The sequence below is a fragment of the Tessaracoccus aquimaris genome, assembly GCF_001997345.1.
Lineage (GTDB): Bacteria > Actinomycetota > Actinomycetes > Propionibacteriales > Propionibacteriaceae > Arachnia > Arachnia aquimaris.
This window is the reverse complement of the sequence record NZ_CP019606.1, coordinates 98,436-114,434: the sequence shown is the minus strand read 5'-3', so window position 1 is coordinate 114,434 and position 15,999 is coordinate 98,436. Positions and strand designations below refer to the sequence as shown.

Genomic DNA, 15,999 nt, shown 5'->3' with positions numbered 1-15,999 from the left:
CAGCGGCCCCGGTCTCCCCTCGGAGGCCGGGGCCGCTAGCCTTGTGAGACCCCCGTCGCACCGCAGCGACACCGTCACGCAAGGAGACGCCATGGCCAAGGTGCTGCTGGCAGGAGAGTCCTGGATCAGTGCCGTCGTCGACCACAAGGGTTACGACGCCTTCCCGCACACACAGGTGCACATCGGGTGCGCCCGACTGCTCGAGGCGCTGGCAGCGGAGGGCCACGAGGTGACGCACCTGCGCTCGCACGATGTGGCGGCCGACTTCCCGCTGACGCTGGAGGAGCTCGGAGCCTACGACGTCGTCATCCTCTCCGACATCGGCGCCAACAGCCTGCTTCTTCCCCCGCAGGTCTTCGAGGAGGGCCTGCGGGCCCCCAACCGGCTGAAACTGCTGCGCGAGTGGGTCGACGGCGGCGGCGGTCTCATGATGGCGGGCGGCTACCTGAGCTTCCAGGGCTTCCAGGCGAAGGCCAACTACCACGACACCGCCGTCGAGGAGGTGCTGCCGGTGACGATCCTCCCCTACGACGACCGCGTCGAGACGCCTGAGGGCGTGGAGGGTGTCGTGACCGACGCCGACCACCCGATCACCGCCGGCCTGGACGCCACCTGGCCCGCGATCCTCGGCTACCAGAAGCTCACCCCCCGCGACGACGCGCGGGTGCTCGCCGAGGTGGAGGGCAGGCCGCTGCTTGCCGTGCGCGAGTACGGCAAGGGCCGCACGCTCGCCTACGCCTCCGACATCTCCCCGCACTGGGCACCCGAAGAGTTCATGGCGTGGCCCGGCTACGCCCACCTCTTCGGACGCTCGGTCGACTGGCTCGCCGGCGCCTGAGACGACGCGCAAAGGGGCGGGTGGCGATTGCCACCCGCCCCTCGTCGTGCGTGGATCAGAACGCGAGCCGCGTCGGCTCGGGTCCCATCTCGACGGTGCCCGGCTCGACGACCTCGAACCCGTTGGCCTTGTAGGCCTCGTAGTCGAAGTTCTCGGTCTCGTCGAAGCCGAGCTTGTGGTAGTCGTAGAACCCGTCCCAGTCCTCGTAGCCGTCCCCCAGGTTCGACTGCAGGAACGCGTCGGCCATGGCCTGCCCCAGTCGGGGTGCGATCCAGAAGCCGCCCATGGCGAGCACGTTGCAACCGTTGGCGGCCGCGGCCCGCTTGGCCGCCTTGACGCTCTCCGCGACGGCGGCGTGCACATGGGGCACCTTGCTGGCGGCGACGTGGATGCCCATGCCGGTGCCGCAGAACGCGAGCGCCTTCTCGAACTCGCCCTCCGCGATCTTCGAGCCGATCAGGAACCCGACCCGGTGGTACATCGGGGTGGTGTCGGGATCGGGCGTCAGGTCGGTGACCTCCCAGCCGTTGTCGACCAGGTGCCGCTTGACGTACTCCTTCAGCGGGAAGCCGGCGAAGTCGGCTCCGACGACGACCTGCTTGTCCTTGGTGGTCTTCATTGCAATCAGTCCTTCTTCGTGAGCTTTCTCAGTGTCGCTGTGATGTTCGGGATGCTGATGGCCAGCAGCAGCGTCGCGCCCCAGATCAGCGGCAGGTAGAAGTTGCTGACCTGCGGGAACATGTTCAGCCCGGACTGCAGGATCTGCAGCACCGTGATCGCCAACACGACGCCGATCAGCTTGCCGCTGCCGCCGAGCGGGCTGACGCCGCCGAGCACGACGATCAGCACCGTCAGCAGTGTGTAGGTGCTGCCGTAGTCGGCCTTCGCGGAGTTGTAGTTGGCCATCATCACGAGGCCCGCGACGCCCGCGCACATGCCGGAGAGGGCGTAGGTGCGGATCAGCAGGCTGCCGGAGTTCAGCCCACTGAACTTGGCGGCGGTGGCGTTCGAGCCGAGCATGTAGAGCTTCGCCCCGAAGGACGTCCTGCTGAGGATGACGCCGATGATGACGGCGACGATCACGAAGATGATCAACTGCATGGGGATCTTCATCACCTTGCCGCCGAGCGTCTCGGAGAAGATCATCGGCAGGCCGCTGAGCGGCTTGCCCGCCGTCATCACGATGGCGATGCCCGTGAAGAGTTCGAGGGTGCCGAGCGTGACGAGGATCGCAGGGATCTTCACCTTCGCAACGAGGAAGCCGTTGAACGCTCCCGCGAGGGTGCCGAGCCCGATCGAGATCAGGATGCCGACGACCATCGCGGTCGCCTGCTGGCCGGGGGTCGCGCCCGCCGGGGCCATCGAGAGCATCACGGTCGCCGAGGCGATCGCCGTCATGTTCGCGATGCCGACGGAGGACAGGTCGATGCCGCCGGTGATCATGGTGAGCATCACGCCGAGCGCCATCAGGCCGAACTCGGGGAACGCGACGCCCATCGCCTGCCAGGTGGAGACGCGGACGAAGGCGCCGCCGCGGGTGATCATGAAGAACAGCAGCAGGGCCGCGAGGATCACGACGAGCCGGATGATCTGCGGGTCGAGGTCCTTGAGGAAGCCGAACCGGTTCTTGGTGGTGGTTGGAGTGCTGGTGGAGGTTGTCATGGCTTTCCTTTCACTCCGCCACCAGGCGCTGGCGTCGGCGCCTGCGGGTGATCTGGACCGCGGAAATGCCGGTGCCCACGATGATCAGGATGCCGAGCGCGGCACGCTGCCAGAAGGTGGGGATACCGAGCAGGATCATGGAGTTCTGCACGATCACGATGAGCAGGGTGCCGAGCATCACGCCCGTCAGCGACCCGGTGCCACCGGTGATCGCCGCGCCGCCGAGCACGACCGCGGCGATGACGAGCATCTCGCTGCCGAGCAGGTTGGTCGGGTGCATCTGCCCCATCGAGGTGGTGCGCACGAAGCCACCGATAGCGGCGATCACGCCGACCAGCACGTACAGCCAGAACTTGATCCGGCGGACCTTGAAGCCCGCGCGGACCGCGGAACTCTCGTCGCCGCCGAGGGCGAAGATGCCGCGTCCGAACATCGTGTACCTCATGACGAGGAACGCGATCGCGACGACCGCGACGAGCAGCAGGAACGACACCGGCATCGCGGAGGTGAGGCCCGACTTCGGGTTGGTCGCCGTGAACAGCGACGCCCTGCCGAACGCCTCCATCGACGGGGGCAGTTGCGAGATCTGCACCGAAGACAGCGCGCCCTGCATGATGCCGGAGAACACGTTGGCGGTGCCGAGCGTGATGATCAGCGTCGGGATCGCGATCCGGGACGTGAACAGGCCGTTGAAGGCGCCGAGCACCGCCCCCAGCACCACGATCAGCAGGAACGGCACGATCCAGGGGCCCTGGAAGTCCGAGTCGACGAGCACCCTGGTCACCGCGTACACCGCGAGCGACGCGAGGGCCGGGAACGAGACGTCGATGCCGCCGGAGACGATCACCAGGTAGGCGCCGACGCCGAACAGGCCTGGCACCACCATGGCGTTTGCCAGGTCGACGAGGTTGTTGGGGGTGAAGAACTGCCCGCTGCGGATCTGGATGATGACGCAGATCACGACGATCACCAGGAACAGGTAGAACTCGTTGGAGCGCACCATCTTGTTGATCAAGGTCATCTCAGGCCACCTCCCCCGAGATCGAACCGCCGGTGATCATCGCCGACATCTCCTGTTCGGTGACGGAGGCCGGATCGACCTCTTCTGTGATGCGGCCTTCCTTCAGGAGCAGGACGCGGTTGGAGACCTGCAGCAGTTCGGGGATGTCGTCGGTGATGACGATGATGCCCATGCCCTGGTCTGCCAGGTCGCGCAGGATGAGGTGGATGTCGCGCTTCGAGCCGATGTCGACGCCGACCGTCGGGCCGTTGAGGATCAGCACGTCTGGCTCCGTGGCGAGCCACTTGCCGAGCACGACGCGCTGCTGGTTGCCTCCGGAGAGCGTGTTGACGGCGTTCGCGGGCCGCTTGGTGGCGATCTTCATCTCCTGCACCCAGCGCTTGACGGCCTCCGCGCGCAACTTCCTGTCGAGGAAGCCGAGCTTGCTGAGGTCGTCGAGTTCGGAGATCACGATGTTGTCTGCGATCGAGCGCTCCAGCATCAGGCCCTCGGTGAGCCGGTCCTCCGGCACGTAGGCGATCTTGTTGGCGATGGCGTCGCGGATGCGCTTGAGTCGCACCGGCCTGCCGCCGACCTTGATCTCGCCCTCGTCCGCGGTGAAGACCCCGAACAGCGAGAGCGCCAGTTCGGTGCGACCCGAGCCGAGCAGGCCCGTGATGCCCAGCACCTCGCCGCGGTGCAGCGTGAAGCTGACGTCCTCGAAGGCCTCGCTCAGCCCCAGCCCGGACACCTCGAGGATCGGCTCGCCCGGCTCGCCCGTGGGCGCGCTTGAGCTGTCGTCGTAGTCGCGTCCGGTCATGTACTCGGCGAACTTCTTGTGGTTCAGCTCCTCTGGCATCGTCGTGATGACGACCTTGCCGTTGCGGATGATGGTGAACCGCTCGCTGATCTCGAAGACCTCTTCGAGCTTGTGGCTGACGAACAGGATCGCGATGCCGCGCGACTGCAGGTCGGCCACCACCTTGAACAGTGCCTCAACCTCGCGGTGCGTCAGGGCCGTGGTCGGCTCGTCCATGATCAGGAGCTTCGGCTCGGTGATCAGCGCGCGCGAGATGGCGACGAGTTGCTTGTCCGCGACGGAGAGGTCGCCGACGCGGGCATCCAGGTCGACCTTGAAGTTGACCTTCTTGACCGCCTCCTCGGCGATCGTGCGCATCCGCTTCCAGTTGACCAGCTTGCGGCCGTTGGAGACCTCGCCCGTCAGTGCCAGGTTCTCGGCGACGGTCAGGTTGGGGAACACGGAGAAGTCCTGGTAGATCACCTGGACCCCGTTGTTGATTGCCTCGATCGGAGTCAGCTTGGCGTAGTGGGTGCCGTCCATGACGATCTCACCGCCGGCATCCGGTTCGTAGACGCCCGAGATGACCTTGATCATCGTGGACTTCCCCGAACCGTTCTCCCCCGCCAGGCAGTGCACCTCGCCGGGGTAGATGTCGAAGTCGATGTTGTCGAGGGCCTTCACACCCGAGAACGTCTTGCTGACCCCACGAAGCGACAGAAATGGTTCAGTCATGGGGATTCCTCACACACGTGGGTTGGCGCCGCGGGGCCGCCTCCGTGTGGGAGGCGGCCCCGGGCGCTGGACATCAGAAGCCGAACTCGTCGACGTTGTCCTTGGTGATGACGATCCAGCCAGCGCCTTCCATCACCTTGTCGCTACCCTCAGCGAAGTTGACCTCTTCGTAGCCCTTCACGCCGAGATCGACCGGAGCCTTGATCTCTTCGCCCTTGAGGACCTTGACGGCGAGCGCGGCCATCGCGTAGCCGGCGTCGGCCGGATCCCACAGCGTGAGGGCGTGCACGAGGCCCTTCTCCAGGATGGCCTTGTTGGCCTCGGGCATGCCGGTGCCTGCCGTGAAGAACTTGCCCTGCAGGCCGAGTTCCTCGATCGCGCGGGCGACGCCGGGGGCGTCGAACGACGACGTGCCCATGATGCCCTTGAGGTCGGGGTACTTCTTCATGAGCTCCTTGGCCTTCTGGTAGGCCACCTCGCCGTCGTCCTGCGACTCGACGCGGGGCTCGGCCTCGAGCAGCACCATCTTGGGGAACTTCTCCTTGGCGTACGCGACGCCGCCGTCTGCCCACTCGTTGTGGGAGGCGTTGGTGACGTGGCCCACCATCGTGGTGTAGGTGCCCTCTTCGCCCATGGCCTCTGCCAGGTTCTGCATGATGAAGCCACCGTAGGCCGCGTTGTTGAAGGCCTCGATGTCGTACTTGGTGTTCTGCTGGGTCGCGCTCTCGTGCGTGATGACGGTGATGCCCGCGTCCATGGCCTCCTTGAGGACCGGCTCGAGCGCGCCCGGGTCGACGGGGACGACGCACAGGGCGTCGACCTTCTGGGCGATGAGGTCGCGGATGACCTGGGCCTGCTGCGTCGCGTCGGTGGTGGCCGGGCCCTTCTGGTAGACGTTCAGGCCGGTGTCGGCGGCGTACTTCTTGACGCCGACCTCCATGCGCACGAACCACGGGTTGGTCGAGTCCTTCGGCACGACGGCGATGTTGTACTTCTTGTCGCCACCGCCTCCGCCTGCACCGCTGCTGGTGCCCGCCGACGGGCCCGCGGTGTCATCGACACAGGCGCTGAGGCCGACGGCGGCGGCAATGGCGATGCCGTTGATCTTGATGAATAGACGCCGCTCCATTGTGGTAGTCCTTTCGAGACCTCTTGGGTGTGTAACCGGGCACCTTCGCTCCGATTAAAGCGCTTCAATTTTGCTAGGCGAGACACTACTCTGTTTCTCTGACAGAACAAACCCGCCCGGGTTCAATCGATACCGATCCGTGATATTCACCTCGACGAGGAGGCACGCGCATGGCACCACAGAAATGGCAAGGGCCTCAGCAGCGGGTCCGAATGACGGACGTCGCCGCGGCCGCAGGGGTGTCTCTCGGCACCGTCTCGAACTCGCTGAACCATCCCGAGCACGTCACCGCCGAGACTCGCGACCGGGTGCTGGACGCCATCGCGACGCTCGGCTTCGTGCCCAACCAGCAGGCGCGGGTGCTCACGGGGGCGCCGAGCAGCACCATTGGCCTCGTCATCGTGGACCTGCCGAGCCCCTTCTTCATGGAACTGGCGCACGCCGTCGAGCAGGCGGCCTCGGACGCGGGCCACGTCGTGATCCTGACCACCTCGGAGAACGAGCGCTCCCGCGAGAGCCAGCGACTCCAACTGCTCGCCGCGCAGCGCGTGGTCGGGGCGCTCGTCACCCCATCGGGCGGCGGCAGGCCCGACAGCGAGGCCGACGCGGGCGTGCCGCTTGTCCTGATCGACTACGAGAGCCCCGAGCATCCGTGTTCGGTCGTCGTCGACCACGTCGAGGGCGGGCGGCAGGCGGCGCGGCACCTGATCGGCCTTGGGCACCGGCGGCTCTGCTTCATCGGGGCCTTCCCGACCTGCGCCAGTTCGAGCAGCGCGTCCTCGGCATGAAGCAGGCGCTCGCGGAGGCGGGCCTCGACCCCGAGTCGCTGCTCGAGGTCGCCTCAGAGGGCATCGGCGTCGAGAGCGGCGAGCGGTCCGCGAGCCTGCTGCTCGACCGAGGCGACCTGCCGACCGGAATCTGCTGCGGCAACGACATGCTGGCCTTCGGGCTGTACCGACGCTTCGCGCGGGCAGGGGTGCACGTGCCGGGCGACGTCGCCCTGGTCGGCTACGACGACATCGACTTCGCCGCGAACTGGATCGTGCCGCTCACCTCGGTGCGGCAGCCGACCAGGGAGATGGGGCGGATGGCGGCCGATCTGCTGTTCGAGCACGCCGCAGGCGGCCCGGAGCACCGGCACCGCCGGGTGGTGCTGAAGCCGGAGTTGGTGGTGCGCCGCTCCAGCGGCGCCCTGGAGTAACGCCCCGGACTAGAGCGCGAAGTCTGCTCCGGTCAGTCGGCGGAAGGCCTCGAGGTAGCGTTCGCGCGTCGCGCCGACGACCTCGTCGGGCAGCGCGGGGGGTGGGGTGTCGGAGGACCTGTCCCAGCCCGAGTCGTTGGCGAGCCAGTCCCGCACGTACTGCTTGTCGAAGCTCGGCAGCGACTCGCCGGGACGCCAGGCGGCGGCGTCCCAGAACCGGGAGGAGTCGGGGGTGAGGACCTCGTCGCCCAGCACGAGGGTGCCGTCGTCGCGGTGGCCGAACTCGAACTTCGTGTCGGCCAGGATGATGCCGCGCGCCGCGGCGATCCGCTCGGCGTCGGCGTAGAGGCGCAGCGTCACGTCGCGCAGTTGGGTCGCCAGTTCGGTGCCGTGCAGGCGCTCGATCGTGGCGAAGTCGACGTTCTCGTCGTGCTCCCCCATCGGCGCCTTGATCGCCGGGGTGAAGATCGGCTCGGGCAGCTTGTCGCCGTCGCGCAGCCCCTCGGGAAGCGGCACGCCGCAGACGGTGCCGCTGGCTTGGTACTCGACCCAGCCGGACCCGGTGAGATAGCCGCGGGCGACGCACTCGACGTCGACCATGTCGAGCGACTCGACGATGGTCGCCCGGCCTGCGACGGCGTCTGGCACCTGGGTCGAGACAACATGGTTGGGCACGTCCAGTTGGTCGAACCACCAGAGCGAGAGTTGGGTGAGGATGGCGCCCTTGTCGGGAATGCTGGTCGCCAGGACGTGGTCGAAGGCCGAGATGTTGTCGGTGGCGACCATCAGGATCGCCGGCTCGCCGTCGGAGGTCACGTCGTAGAGTTCGCGCACCTTCCCTGCGTGTCGAAGCGGGAGGTTGAGGGCATCTCCGAACTGGCTCACGGCGTCATCCTAGTGCTCGGGCGCCCCGGTCGGACCGGGCCGATCCACGGGCGGTCGACGCTCAGAGGGCGCGGGCGATCACCAGATCGGCGAGCGTCGCGGTCCGGGCGAGCGCACCAGGCACCATGTCCACCCCGAGCAGCGCGCACCGCTCGACCATCCGGTCACGCAGGATCCCCTCCGCGACCATGAAACTCACGGCGACCACTCGCTCGGCGTCCAGGCGCAGCAGGGCGACCACGTCCTCGATCTCGGCTCCCCCGTCCAGCGCGGCGACGGCCCAGTGCCCCCACCCGCGCCGCGGAGAGCGCTCGATCGTCTCACCGATACTCGCAACGGCGGCCGTGTCCGACGAGCCTGCCGCGAAGACGGCGACGGCGGTTCCTGGGTCGGGGGTGACGCCAGCGGCGGCGAGCAGTTCCTCGCACGCGTCGAGGAGTCGGTCGTCGGGCCCCAATGGTGGCGCGAGGCGCACGTCGGCGCCGCGGGCTCTGAGCCTGCCGACCGCCGCCGGGATGTCGACCCGGGCGTGGAAGGCGGGCGTGAGCAGCAGCGGAACGGCGACGGCAGGTCGCTCGAGTTCGGCAGCCAACTCGTCGGGGCTCGGCGCGTGGTGGTCCAGGTAGCAGGCCCCCACGGCCCGCCCTGCCCGCGCCCTGTCGCGAACGGCGTCGGCGAGCCGCTCGACGTCAGCCGCGTGACGCGGATCGGGCGAGCCGTGAGCGATGAGAACGATGTCCGGCATACCCCCACCCTAGAGTCTGAGAGTTTCCTGAGAAAATGCATAAGGAAAAATGGACACCTGGGTCCGACCCGCGTCAGACCCCGGTGTGACCGCCGCCGAACCCTGAGAGGTCACCGCGCGGCCCGGAACCGGGCGGTCGGGAGCCCGCCCGCCGCGAGCAGGTCGGCGATGGCGTCGCGCACCCGCACGGCACGCCGGGGATCGCCCCCCGCCGTGACGGCGACCTCGATCCCCTCGGCGGCCCCTTCACCGCGGGCGATGGTCGGGGTCCAGGCGGCCGAGCGCGCGTGGTCGGCCGCGTTGACGCACCAGATGCCTGCCGCCGCCGCGTCCCAGGCCACCTGCGCGTCGACCCCCTTGACCCCCGTCGCGGTGTGCACGAGCAGCGCCCCCTCGAGGTCGCCCGGCAGGTAGCCGCGCGGCTCCCAGGAGACGGAGTCCTGGCCGACCAGGGCCGAAAGCTTGTCCGTCACGCTCGGGGCGACCACGTGCACGACGGCGCCCGCCTCCAGCAGTCCGCCGACCCGCCTGGTCGCGACGCGCCCACCGCCGACGACGACCACGCGTCGCCCGGTCAGGTCGAGGAAGAGCGGGTACATCAGATCGAGGCCCCGGCGTAGCGTTCCGGTGCGTCGGCCATGCCTGCGGCGAGCGTTGCCCCGTCCGCCTCGTCGATCAGCAGGAAGGCGCCCGTGCGGCGCAGTTCGTGGTAGTCGTCGATGGGCAGATCGTCGGCAAGCCGGATGCGCACCCGTCCGATGTCGTTGAGGTCCAACTGGCTGGTGGCGCGGCTGTACTCGACGGTCTCGATGTCGAGTTGGTCGAGGATCTCCTCCACGAGGGCACGGACGGTGCGGGTGCCCGCCCGGAGCAGCACGCGGTCGCGCGGGCGGATGGGTCGCTCCGACACCACGCACACCATGCCGCTGACGCTGCGGGTGACGTGGCCCGGCCGCTCGGTCGAGGCGATCAGGTCGCCCCGCGACACGTCGATGTCGTCGGCCAGGCGCAGCGTCACCGACTGGGGCGAGAAGGCGTTCTCCAGCGTCGTGACCGTGCCGTCGGCCTGGCCGAGGTCGATGCCGACGACGGTGGTCGTGCGACCTGAGGGCAGCACCGTCACCTCGTCGCCGACCGAGACGGTGCCTGCCGCGAGCCTGCCCGCGTAGCCGCGGTAGTCGCGGTGCGGGTCGGACTGGGGCCGGAGCACTACCTGGACGGGGAACCGGAGCGGCTGGGTCGCCGGGTCGGTGCCGACGGGGACGCTCTCCAGGTGCTCGAGCAGCGTCGGGCCGTCGTACCAGGCGGTGTTGGCGGAGCGGTCCACCACGTTGTCGCCGAGCAGCGCCGACAGCGGGACGGCGACGACCTCGTCGATGTCGAAGCGGGCCGCCACCGCGCGCACCTCGGCGACGATGGCGTCGTATCGCCCGCGGTCCCAGCCGACCAGGTCCATCTTGTTGACGGCGACCGCGACGTGCCGCACGCCGAGCAGGCCCGTGACGGCCAGATGGCGCCTTGTCTGCTCGACCACGCCGTGCCGGGCGTCGACGAGGATCAGCGCGAGTTCGGCGGTGGAGGCGCCCGTGACCATGTTGCGGGTGTACTGCACGTGGCCGGGGGTGTCGGCGAGCACGTAGGAGCGGTTCGCGGTGGAGAAGTACCGGTAGGCGACGTCGATCGTGATGCCCTGCTCGCGCTCGGCACGTAGGCCGTCGGTGAGCAGCGCGAGGTCGGGCGCCGCCTGGCCGCGGGCCTCGGAGACGCGGGCGACGGCGTCGAGTTGGTCGGCGAGCACGGACTTCGTGTCGTAGAGCAGCCTGCCGACCAGGGTGGACTTGCCGTCGTCGACGGAGCCGGCGGTGGCCAGCCGGAGGAGGTCGTGGGTCATCAGAAGTATCCCTGCTTCTTGCGGTCTTCCATGGCGGCCTCGGAGAGGCGGTCGTCGGCGCGCGTCGCGCCGCGTTCGGTGATCCGGGAGGCGGCGACCTCGAGGATCACTCCCCCGACGTCGGCGGCCTCGGACTCGACGGCCCCGGTGCACGACATGTCGCCGACGGTGCGGTAGCGCACCACCCGCGCCTCGACGGGCTCGCTGTCCCTGGGGCCTCCCCAGTCGCCCGCGGTGAGCCACATGCCGTCGCGCTGGAAGACGTCGCGCTCGTGGGCGTAGTAGAGGCTGGGCAGCGCGATCCGTTCGCGTTCGATGTAGCGCCACACGTCCAGTTCGGTCCAGTTGGACAGCGGGAAGACGCGCACGTGCTCGCCTGGCGAGTGGCGGCCGTTGTACAGGTCCCACAGTTCGGGGCGCTGCCTGCGCGGGTCCCACGCCCCGAAGGCGTCGCGCAGCGAGAAGACCCTTTCCTTGGCGCGCGCCTTCTCCTCGTCGCGGCGTCCGCCACCGAAGACCGCGTCGAAGCGGCCCTGTTCGATCGCGTCGAGCAGTGGGACGGTCTGGAGTGGGTTGCGGGTGCCGTCGGGCCGCTCCCTCAGCCTGCCGTCGTCGATGTAGTCCTGCACCTTCGCGACGTGCAGTCGCGCGCCGATCCGGCCGACGGTCTCGTCGCGGTAGTCGAGGACCTCTGGGAAGTTGTGTCCGGTGTCGACGTGCAGCAGCGCGAACGGCAGCGGCGCGGGCGCAAACGCCTTCAGCGCGAGATGCAGCATCACGACGGAGTCCTTGCCTCCGCTGAACAGGATCACGGGGCGCTCGAACTCGCCAGCGACCTCGCGGAAGATGTGGACGGCCTCCGACTCGAGGTGGTCGAGATGGTTGAGGAAGTGCTGGTTCATGTGTGGAGTCCGCATTCGGTCTTGGAGGTTCCGGCCCAGCGGCCGGCTCGTGGGTCTTCGCCTGCTGCGACCGCCCTTGTGCACGGCGCGCAGCCGATCGACGGGTAGCCGCGCTCGCGCAACGGGTTGAGGAAGACGTCCTCCTCGAAGGCGAAGCGGTCGACGTCGTCGTCGCTCCAGGCGGCGATCGGGTTGACCTTGACCATCCCCCTCCGCTCGTCCCAGCCGACCAGGTCGATGTCGGTACGCGTGGGGGCGTCGACTCGGCGCATGCCGGTGATCCAGGCGCTGCGTCCCGCGATCGCCCGGTTGAGGGGTTCGACCTTTCGGATGGCGCAGCAGCCGTCCGGGTCGCGCTCGTAGAGCCGCTCGCCGTGTGCGCTGGCCTGCTCCTCGACGGTCAGCAGCGGCAGCACGGTGCGCAGCCGCACCCGGCCCGCGTAGTGGTCGCGGGTCCGCAGCGTCTCGTCGAAGTGGAAGCCGGTGTCGAGGAAGAACACGTCGATCTCGGGGCGGACTGGGCCGTCAACTCGACGAGCACCTCGTCGCCCATCGAGGAGGCGAGCGTGACGTCGTCGCCGAAGGTGTCGTGCGCCCACCGCAGCACCTCGCGGCTAAGTTCGACCCGTCCGAGATGTCCCTGGTAGCGCTCCTCGGCCTCCAGCGCGGCAAAACGGCTGGCCGCGGCGGCCGCGACCTCGGGTCCGCTCACAGCGCCGCCTCCTCGCGGATGCGGCCGGGGATCGACGAATCCTCGACGCGGTGCTGCGTGACGGAGAACACCCGGGCGCATGCGATGCAGTGCCAGGCCCCGCGCGGCTCCTCTACGGGGCGCAGGTCCTCCTCGGCGCAGAACGGGCAGTGGTAGATCACGGCGCTCATCGCAGGTCCTCCTCGTCGGCGCGGTGGGCCCAGTGCGCGAATGATTCGCCTTCCCCGCGCTGCGCCAGGAAGGTCGTGGCGAGCCGCTGGATGTAGTCGGGCAGGTCGTCGGCCGCCACCTTGAGCGCGCGGGTCTTTCGCGCCACCTGGGCCGAGGCGCCCAGTTCGCCGCCCAGGTGCACCTGGAACACCTCGGTGAGGTTCCCGTCGGCGTCGGAGGTCACCATGCCCTTCAGCCCGACGTCGGCGACCTGGGTGCGGGCACAGGCGTTGGGGCAGCCATTGACGTGAATGGTGAACGGCACGTCGAAGTCGGGCAGCCGCGCCTCCAACTCCTCGACGATGGTGCGGGCCCGCGCCTTGGTCTCGACGAGCGCCAGCTTGCAGAACTCGATGCCGGTGCACGCCATCACGCCGCGACGGAACTCGCTCGGCTCGGCGGGCAGGTCGAGGGCGTCGAGGTCGCGTACGAGGCCCTCGATGGCGGCGTCGGGGACGTCGAGGATCAGCAACTTCTGGTGCGGCGTGAGCCGGACCCGCCCGGAGGCGTGCCGCGCGGCGACGTCGGCGATCTCGGTGAGGCGGGTGCCGGAGACGCGGCCTGCGACGGGGGCGACGCCGACCCAGTAGAGGCCGTCGTTCTGCGGGTGCACGCCGACGTGGTCGCGGCGCAGCCGGTTCGCCTCAGGCGCGGGGCCGTCGATCAACGGGCGGCGCAGGTACTCGGTCTCGAGCACCTCGCGGAACTTCTCCGGGCCCCAGTCGGCCATCAGGAACTTCAGCCGGGCGCGGTTCCGCAGCCTGCGGTAGCCGTAGTCGCGGAAGATCGACACGACGCCGCGCCACACCTCCGGCACCTCCGCGAGCGGCACCCAGGCGCCGAGCCGCTTGGCGAACATGGGGTTGGTGGAGAGCCCTCCCGCAACCCAGAGGTCGAAGCCGGGGCCGTGCTCGGGATGCTCGACGCCGACGAAGGACACGTCGTTGATCTCGTGCGCGATGTCGAGGTTGGGGCTGCCGGAGATCGCCGTCTTGAACTTGCGGGGCAGGTTCGAGAACTCGGGGTTGCCGATGTACTTCTCGAGGATCTCACGGACCGCAGGGGTGCCGTCGACGACCTCGTTTGCGGCGATCCCGGCGACGGGCGAGCCGAGGATCACGCGCGGCACGTCACCGCAGGCCTCCGCCGTTGTGAGGCCGACGTCCTCGAGGCGGCGCCAGATCTCTGGCACGTCCTCGACGCGGATCCAGTGCAGTTGGATGTTCTGCCGGTCGGTGATGTCTGCCGTGTCGCGGCCGAACTCCGTGGAGATGGTCGCGATCACGCGCAACTGCTCGTTGCTGAGCGCCCCTCCGTCGGAGCGGACCCGCATCATGAAGAACTCGTCGTCGAGTTCCTCTGCTGCGAGCGTTGCGGTCTTGCCCCCGTCGATGCCTGGTCGTCGCTGCGTGTAGAGGCCCCACCAGCGCATCCGGCCGCGGAGGTCCTCGCCGGGGATCGAGGCGAAGCCCTCCTTGGAGTACACCTCTTCGATCCTGGCGCGGACGTTGAGCCCGTCGTCGTCCTGCTTGAACGCCTCGTTCGCGTTGAGCGGCGTCGTGTCGCCCTCGGCCCAGGCTCCGGTTGCCTGGTTGCGCGTGGGACGCGCGGTCGCTTGTGACATGACGATCCTTCGTCTCGGTTATCTGCGACCAACCCGTCATTTTCTGGTGACATTCCCGCGAATCGCCCGTGATCGCCGTGAGCGAAGTAGTACGTCGTTCAACCACCGTGCGCTGTGGCGGGTCTCACGTTGAGCAGGAGGTCAGGCCTGCTCGCCGTCGACGGTGCTGACGGCGGTCGCACTGGCCGAGGCGCGGACGTCGATGCTCCGCACCCCGATGAGCCCGAGGAAGAGCGTGTCGTAGGAGCCCTCGACGGTGACCGTTGCCGTCAGGCCATCGAGGGCGACGGTGGCGGGCAGGCCTGCGGCTGCGGCGAAGTCGCGCCCCGCCCGTGCCGCCGCCGCACGGTCGAGGCGCGGCCCGTCGTCGGTCAGGACCACCGCGTGGGTCGCGGCCCGGGCGGCCTGGGCGGCGATCTCACGCGCCTCCTGCTCGGCGGCCGCATGGCCGGAGAAGTCGACGCCGAGGCCCACCGCGATCACGAAGGCGGGCATGGCGACCGCCGTCCAGACCGACAGGCTGAGGCCTCGCTGGTTACATTTGTCGCGCGGCTCGGCAGCGCCCAGGCGACCGGGGCCGGGGCGATCACGCCCGACTCGCCACACGCCCACCATCGCAGCCCCCTCCCATCTCCGTAGAGGGCCATTCAACCAAGCAACGCCGGCCTGGATAGCGAACCTGCCGAATCTGTTGACAACACTGCGAGGTGGACATTTGGCAACCGATCCGCAATCGACGCGAAGTGAAAACACCCGCAGCGGGGGTACGAAATTGAAGGGCTTCAATGCGTCGCAACAAGGCCTGACGACCGATCCTCACCCCTCCGGGCGGCCCGCAACGTTCTGACAACAATCCGTTAAGGCACCGCCCAGTTGCCAATGTGCACTGTTAGTGTGCCGACATGTCAGCCCCAGCCGCAGAGCGGCCACTCGTCGAGGTCCGAGGTGTCAACAAGTACTTCGGCGTCCACCACGTTCTGAAGGACATCGACCTCGATGTCCAGCGTGGCGAGGTCGTGATCGTGATCGGCCCCTCCGGCTCGGGTAAGTCGACGCTCTGCCGCTCGATCAACCGGCTCGAGACCATCGATTCGGGCGACATCTACATCGACGGCAACCTCCTCCCCGAGGAGGGTAAGGCGCTCGCACACCTGCGCAGCGAGGTCGGCATGGTGTTCCAGTCGTTCAACCTCTTCGCACACAAGACCGTCCTGGAGAACGTCACCCTCGCCCCCATCAAGGTGCACAAGACGTCCAAGGCCGACGCGAAGAAGCGGGCCATGGAACTGCTCACCCGCGTCGGGGTCGCCGACCATGCAAACAAGTTGCCCGCCCAACTCTCGGGCGGCCAGCAGCAGCGCGTCGCGATCGCACGGTCGTTGGCGATGGATCCGAAGGTGATCCTCCTGGACGAGCCCACCTCGGCGCTCGATCCGGAGATGATCAACGAGGTGCTCGACGTCATGATCGAGCTCGCCCGCAGCGGCATGACGATGCTCGTCGTCACGCACGAGATGGGCTTCGCCAAGAAGGCGGCCGACCGGGTCGTGTTCATGTCCGACGGCGCCATCGTGGAAGAGGCGCCGCCAGAGGAGTTCTTCTCCCACCCCAAGTCCGACCGAGCCAAGGACTTCCTGTCCAAGATCCTCGACTAACTCACGAGAAA

Annotated in this window: 17 protein-coding genes and 1 pseudogene; 4 read left to right on the top strand and 14 right to left on the bottom strand. The window is 68.5% G+C overall.

What is annotated here, in order from left to right; translation table 11 throughout:
* Nucleotides 1-91: 91 nt before the first annotated feature.
* Complete coding sequence (locus tag BW730_RS00545) at nucleotides 92-838, top strand: glutamine amidotransferase (protein WP_077684605.1); 747 nt, start codon at nucleotides 92-94, stop codon at nucleotides 836-838.
* Between the two features lie 55 nt (nucleotides 839-893).
* Here BW730_RS00545 and BW730_RS00540 read toward each other — a convergent pair whose 3' ends face one another.
* The 5 genes from BW730_RS00540 to BW730_RS00520 form a co-directional block, all read right to left on the bottom strand.
* Complete coding sequence (locus BW730_RS00540) at nucleotides 894-1,457, bottom strand: RpiB/LacA/LacB family sugar-phosphate isomerase (protein WP_077684604.1); 564 nt, start codon at nucleotides 1,455-1,457, stop codon at nucleotides 894-896.
* A gap of 5 nt (nucleotides 1,458-1,462) precedes the next feature.
* Nucleotides 1,463-2,500 carry an ABC transporter permease gene (locus BW730_RS00535; RefSeq protein WP_077684603.1) on the bottom strand — a complete coding sequence of 346 codons (1,038 nt, stop codon included), beginning with the start codon at nucleotides 2,498-2,500 and terminating at the stop codon, nucleotides 1,463-1,465.
* A gap of 10 nt (nucleotides 2,501-2,510) precedes the next feature.
* Nucleotides 2,511-3,521: an ABC transporter permease gene (locus BW730_RS00530; RefSeq protein WP_077684602.1), complete on the bottom strand. Its 1,011-nt coding sequence runs from the start codon at nucleotides 3,519-3,521 to the stop codon at nucleotides 2,511-2,513.
* 1 nt (nucleotide 3,522) lies between these two features.
* Complete coding sequence (locus BW730_RS00525) at nucleotides 3,523-5,034, bottom strand: sugar ABC transporter ATP-binding protein (RefSeq protein ID WP_077684601.1); 1,512 nt, start codon at nucleotides 5,032-5,034, stop codon at nucleotides 3,523-3,525.
* A 73-nt stretch (nucleotides 5,035-5,107) separates the two neighbouring features.
* A complete protein-coding gene (locus BW730_RS00520) occupies nucleotides 5,108-6,163 on the bottom strand; it encodes an autoinducer 2 ABC transporter substrate-binding protein (RefSeq protein ID WP_077684600.1) in 1,056 nt (351 codons plus the stop codon).
* Nucleotides 6,164-6,333: 170 nt separating this feature from the next.
* Between BW730_RS00520 and BW730_RS19870 the strand changes: the two genes are divergently transcribed.
* Nucleotides 6,334-6,951 carry a LacI family DNA-binding transcriptional regulator gene (locus BW730_RS19870; RefSeq protein WP_077684599.1) on the top strand — a complete coding sequence of 206 codons (618 nt, stop codon included), beginning with the start codon at nucleotides 6,334-6,336 and terminating at the stop codon, nucleotides 6,949-6,951.
* Nucleotides 6,948-7,364, top strand: coding sequence for a substrate-binding domain-containing protein (locus tag BW730_RS19865; protein WP_077684598.1), 417 nt, complete (start codon nucleotides 6,948-6,950; stop codon nucleotides 7,362-7,364). Before BW730_RS19870 ends, BW730_RS19865 begins: the two co-directional genes overlap by 4 nt.
* 27 nt (nucleotides 7,365-7,391) lie before the next feature.
* On the opposite strand, the pseudogene BW730_RS00505 reads toward BW730_RS19865, so the two are convergent.
* From BW730_RS00505 to BW730_RS00470, 9 genes and pseudogenes are all read right to left on the bottom strand, one after another.
* Nucleotides 7,392-8,249: pseudogene (locus BW730_RS00505) on the bottom strand (phosphoribosylaminoimidazolesuccinocarboxamide synthase); the annotation flags it as partial.
* 61 nt (nucleotides 8,250-8,310) lie between these two features.
* On the bottom strand, nucleotides 8,311-8,994 hold the full coding sequence (locus BW730_RS00500; protein WP_077684596.1) for a sirohydrochlorin chelatase: 684 nt from the start codon (nucleotides 8,992-8,994) through the stop codon (nucleotides 8,311-8,313).
* 110 nt (nucleotides 8,995-9,104) lie between these two features.
* On the bottom strand, nucleotides 9,105-9,593 hold the full coding sequence (locus BW730_RS00495) for an NAD(P)-dependent oxidoreductase (protein ID WP_077684595.1): 489 nt from the start codon (nucleotides 9,591-9,593) through the stop codon (nucleotides 9,105-9,107).
* Complete coding sequence (locus BW730_RS00490; RefSeq protein WP_077684594.1) at nucleotides 9,593-10,885, bottom strand: sulfate adenylyltransferase subunit 1; 1,293 nt, start codon at nucleotides 10,883-10,885, stop codon at nucleotides 9,593-9,595. The genes BW730_RS00495 and BW730_RS00490 overlap by 1 nt, the downstream gene beginning before the upstream one ends.
* Nucleotides 10,885-11,787 (bottom strand): sulfate adenylyltransferase subunit CysD, encoded by a 903-nt coding sequence (cysD, locus tag BW730_RS00485; RefSeq protein WP_226996923.1) that lies wholly within the window; start codon nucleotides 11,785-11,787, stop codon nucleotides 10,885-10,887. Before cysD ends, BW730_RS00490 begins: the two co-directional genes overlap by 1 nt.
* Nucleotides 11,784-12,287 (bottom strand): phosphoadenylyl-sulfate reductase, encoded by a 504-nt coding sequence (locus BW730_RS00480; RefSeq protein ID WP_237267975.1) that lies wholly within the window; start codon nucleotides 12,285-12,287, stop codon nucleotides 11,784-11,786. The genes cysD and BW730_RS00480 overlap by 4 nt, the downstream gene beginning before the upstream one ends.
* 208 nt (nucleotides 12,288-12,495) lie before the next feature.
* Nucleotides 12,496-12,669 (bottom strand): hypothetical protein, encoded by a 174-nt coding sequence (locus BW730_RS18725; RefSeq protein WP_193432395.1) that lies wholly within the window; start codon nucleotides 12,667-12,669, stop codon nucleotides 12,496-12,498.
* The gene (locus BW730_RS00475) at nucleotides 12,666-14,333 is read right to left on the bottom strand and encodes a nitrite/sulfite reductase (protein WP_077684592.1); all 1,668 of its coding nucleotides are present in this window, start codon (nucleotides 14,331-14,333) and stop codon (nucleotides 12,666-12,668) included. The genes BW730_RS18725 and BW730_RS00475 overlap by 4 nt, the downstream gene beginning before the upstream one ends.
* 141 nt (nucleotides 14,334-14,474) lie before the next feature.
* Nucleotides 14,475-14,828 (bottom strand): hypothetical protein, encoded by a 354-nt coding sequence (locus BW730_RS00470; RefSeq protein ID WP_077684591.1) that lies wholly within the window; start codon nucleotides 14,826-14,828, stop codon nucleotides 14,475-14,477.
* A 407-nt stretch (nucleotides 14,829-15,235) separates the two neighbouring features.
* Here BW730_RS00470 and BW730_RS00465 point away from each other — a divergent pair, with 407 nt between their 5' ends.
* Nucleotides 15,236-15,988 carry an amino acid ABC transporter ATP-binding protein gene (locus tag BW730_RS00465; RefSeq protein ID WP_077684590.1) on the top strand — a complete coding sequence of 251 codons (753 nt, stop codon included), beginning with the start codon at nucleotides 15,236-15,238 and terminating at the stop codon, nucleotides 15,986-15,988.
* The last annotated feature ends 11 nt before the right edge of the window (nucleotides 15,989-15,999 follow it).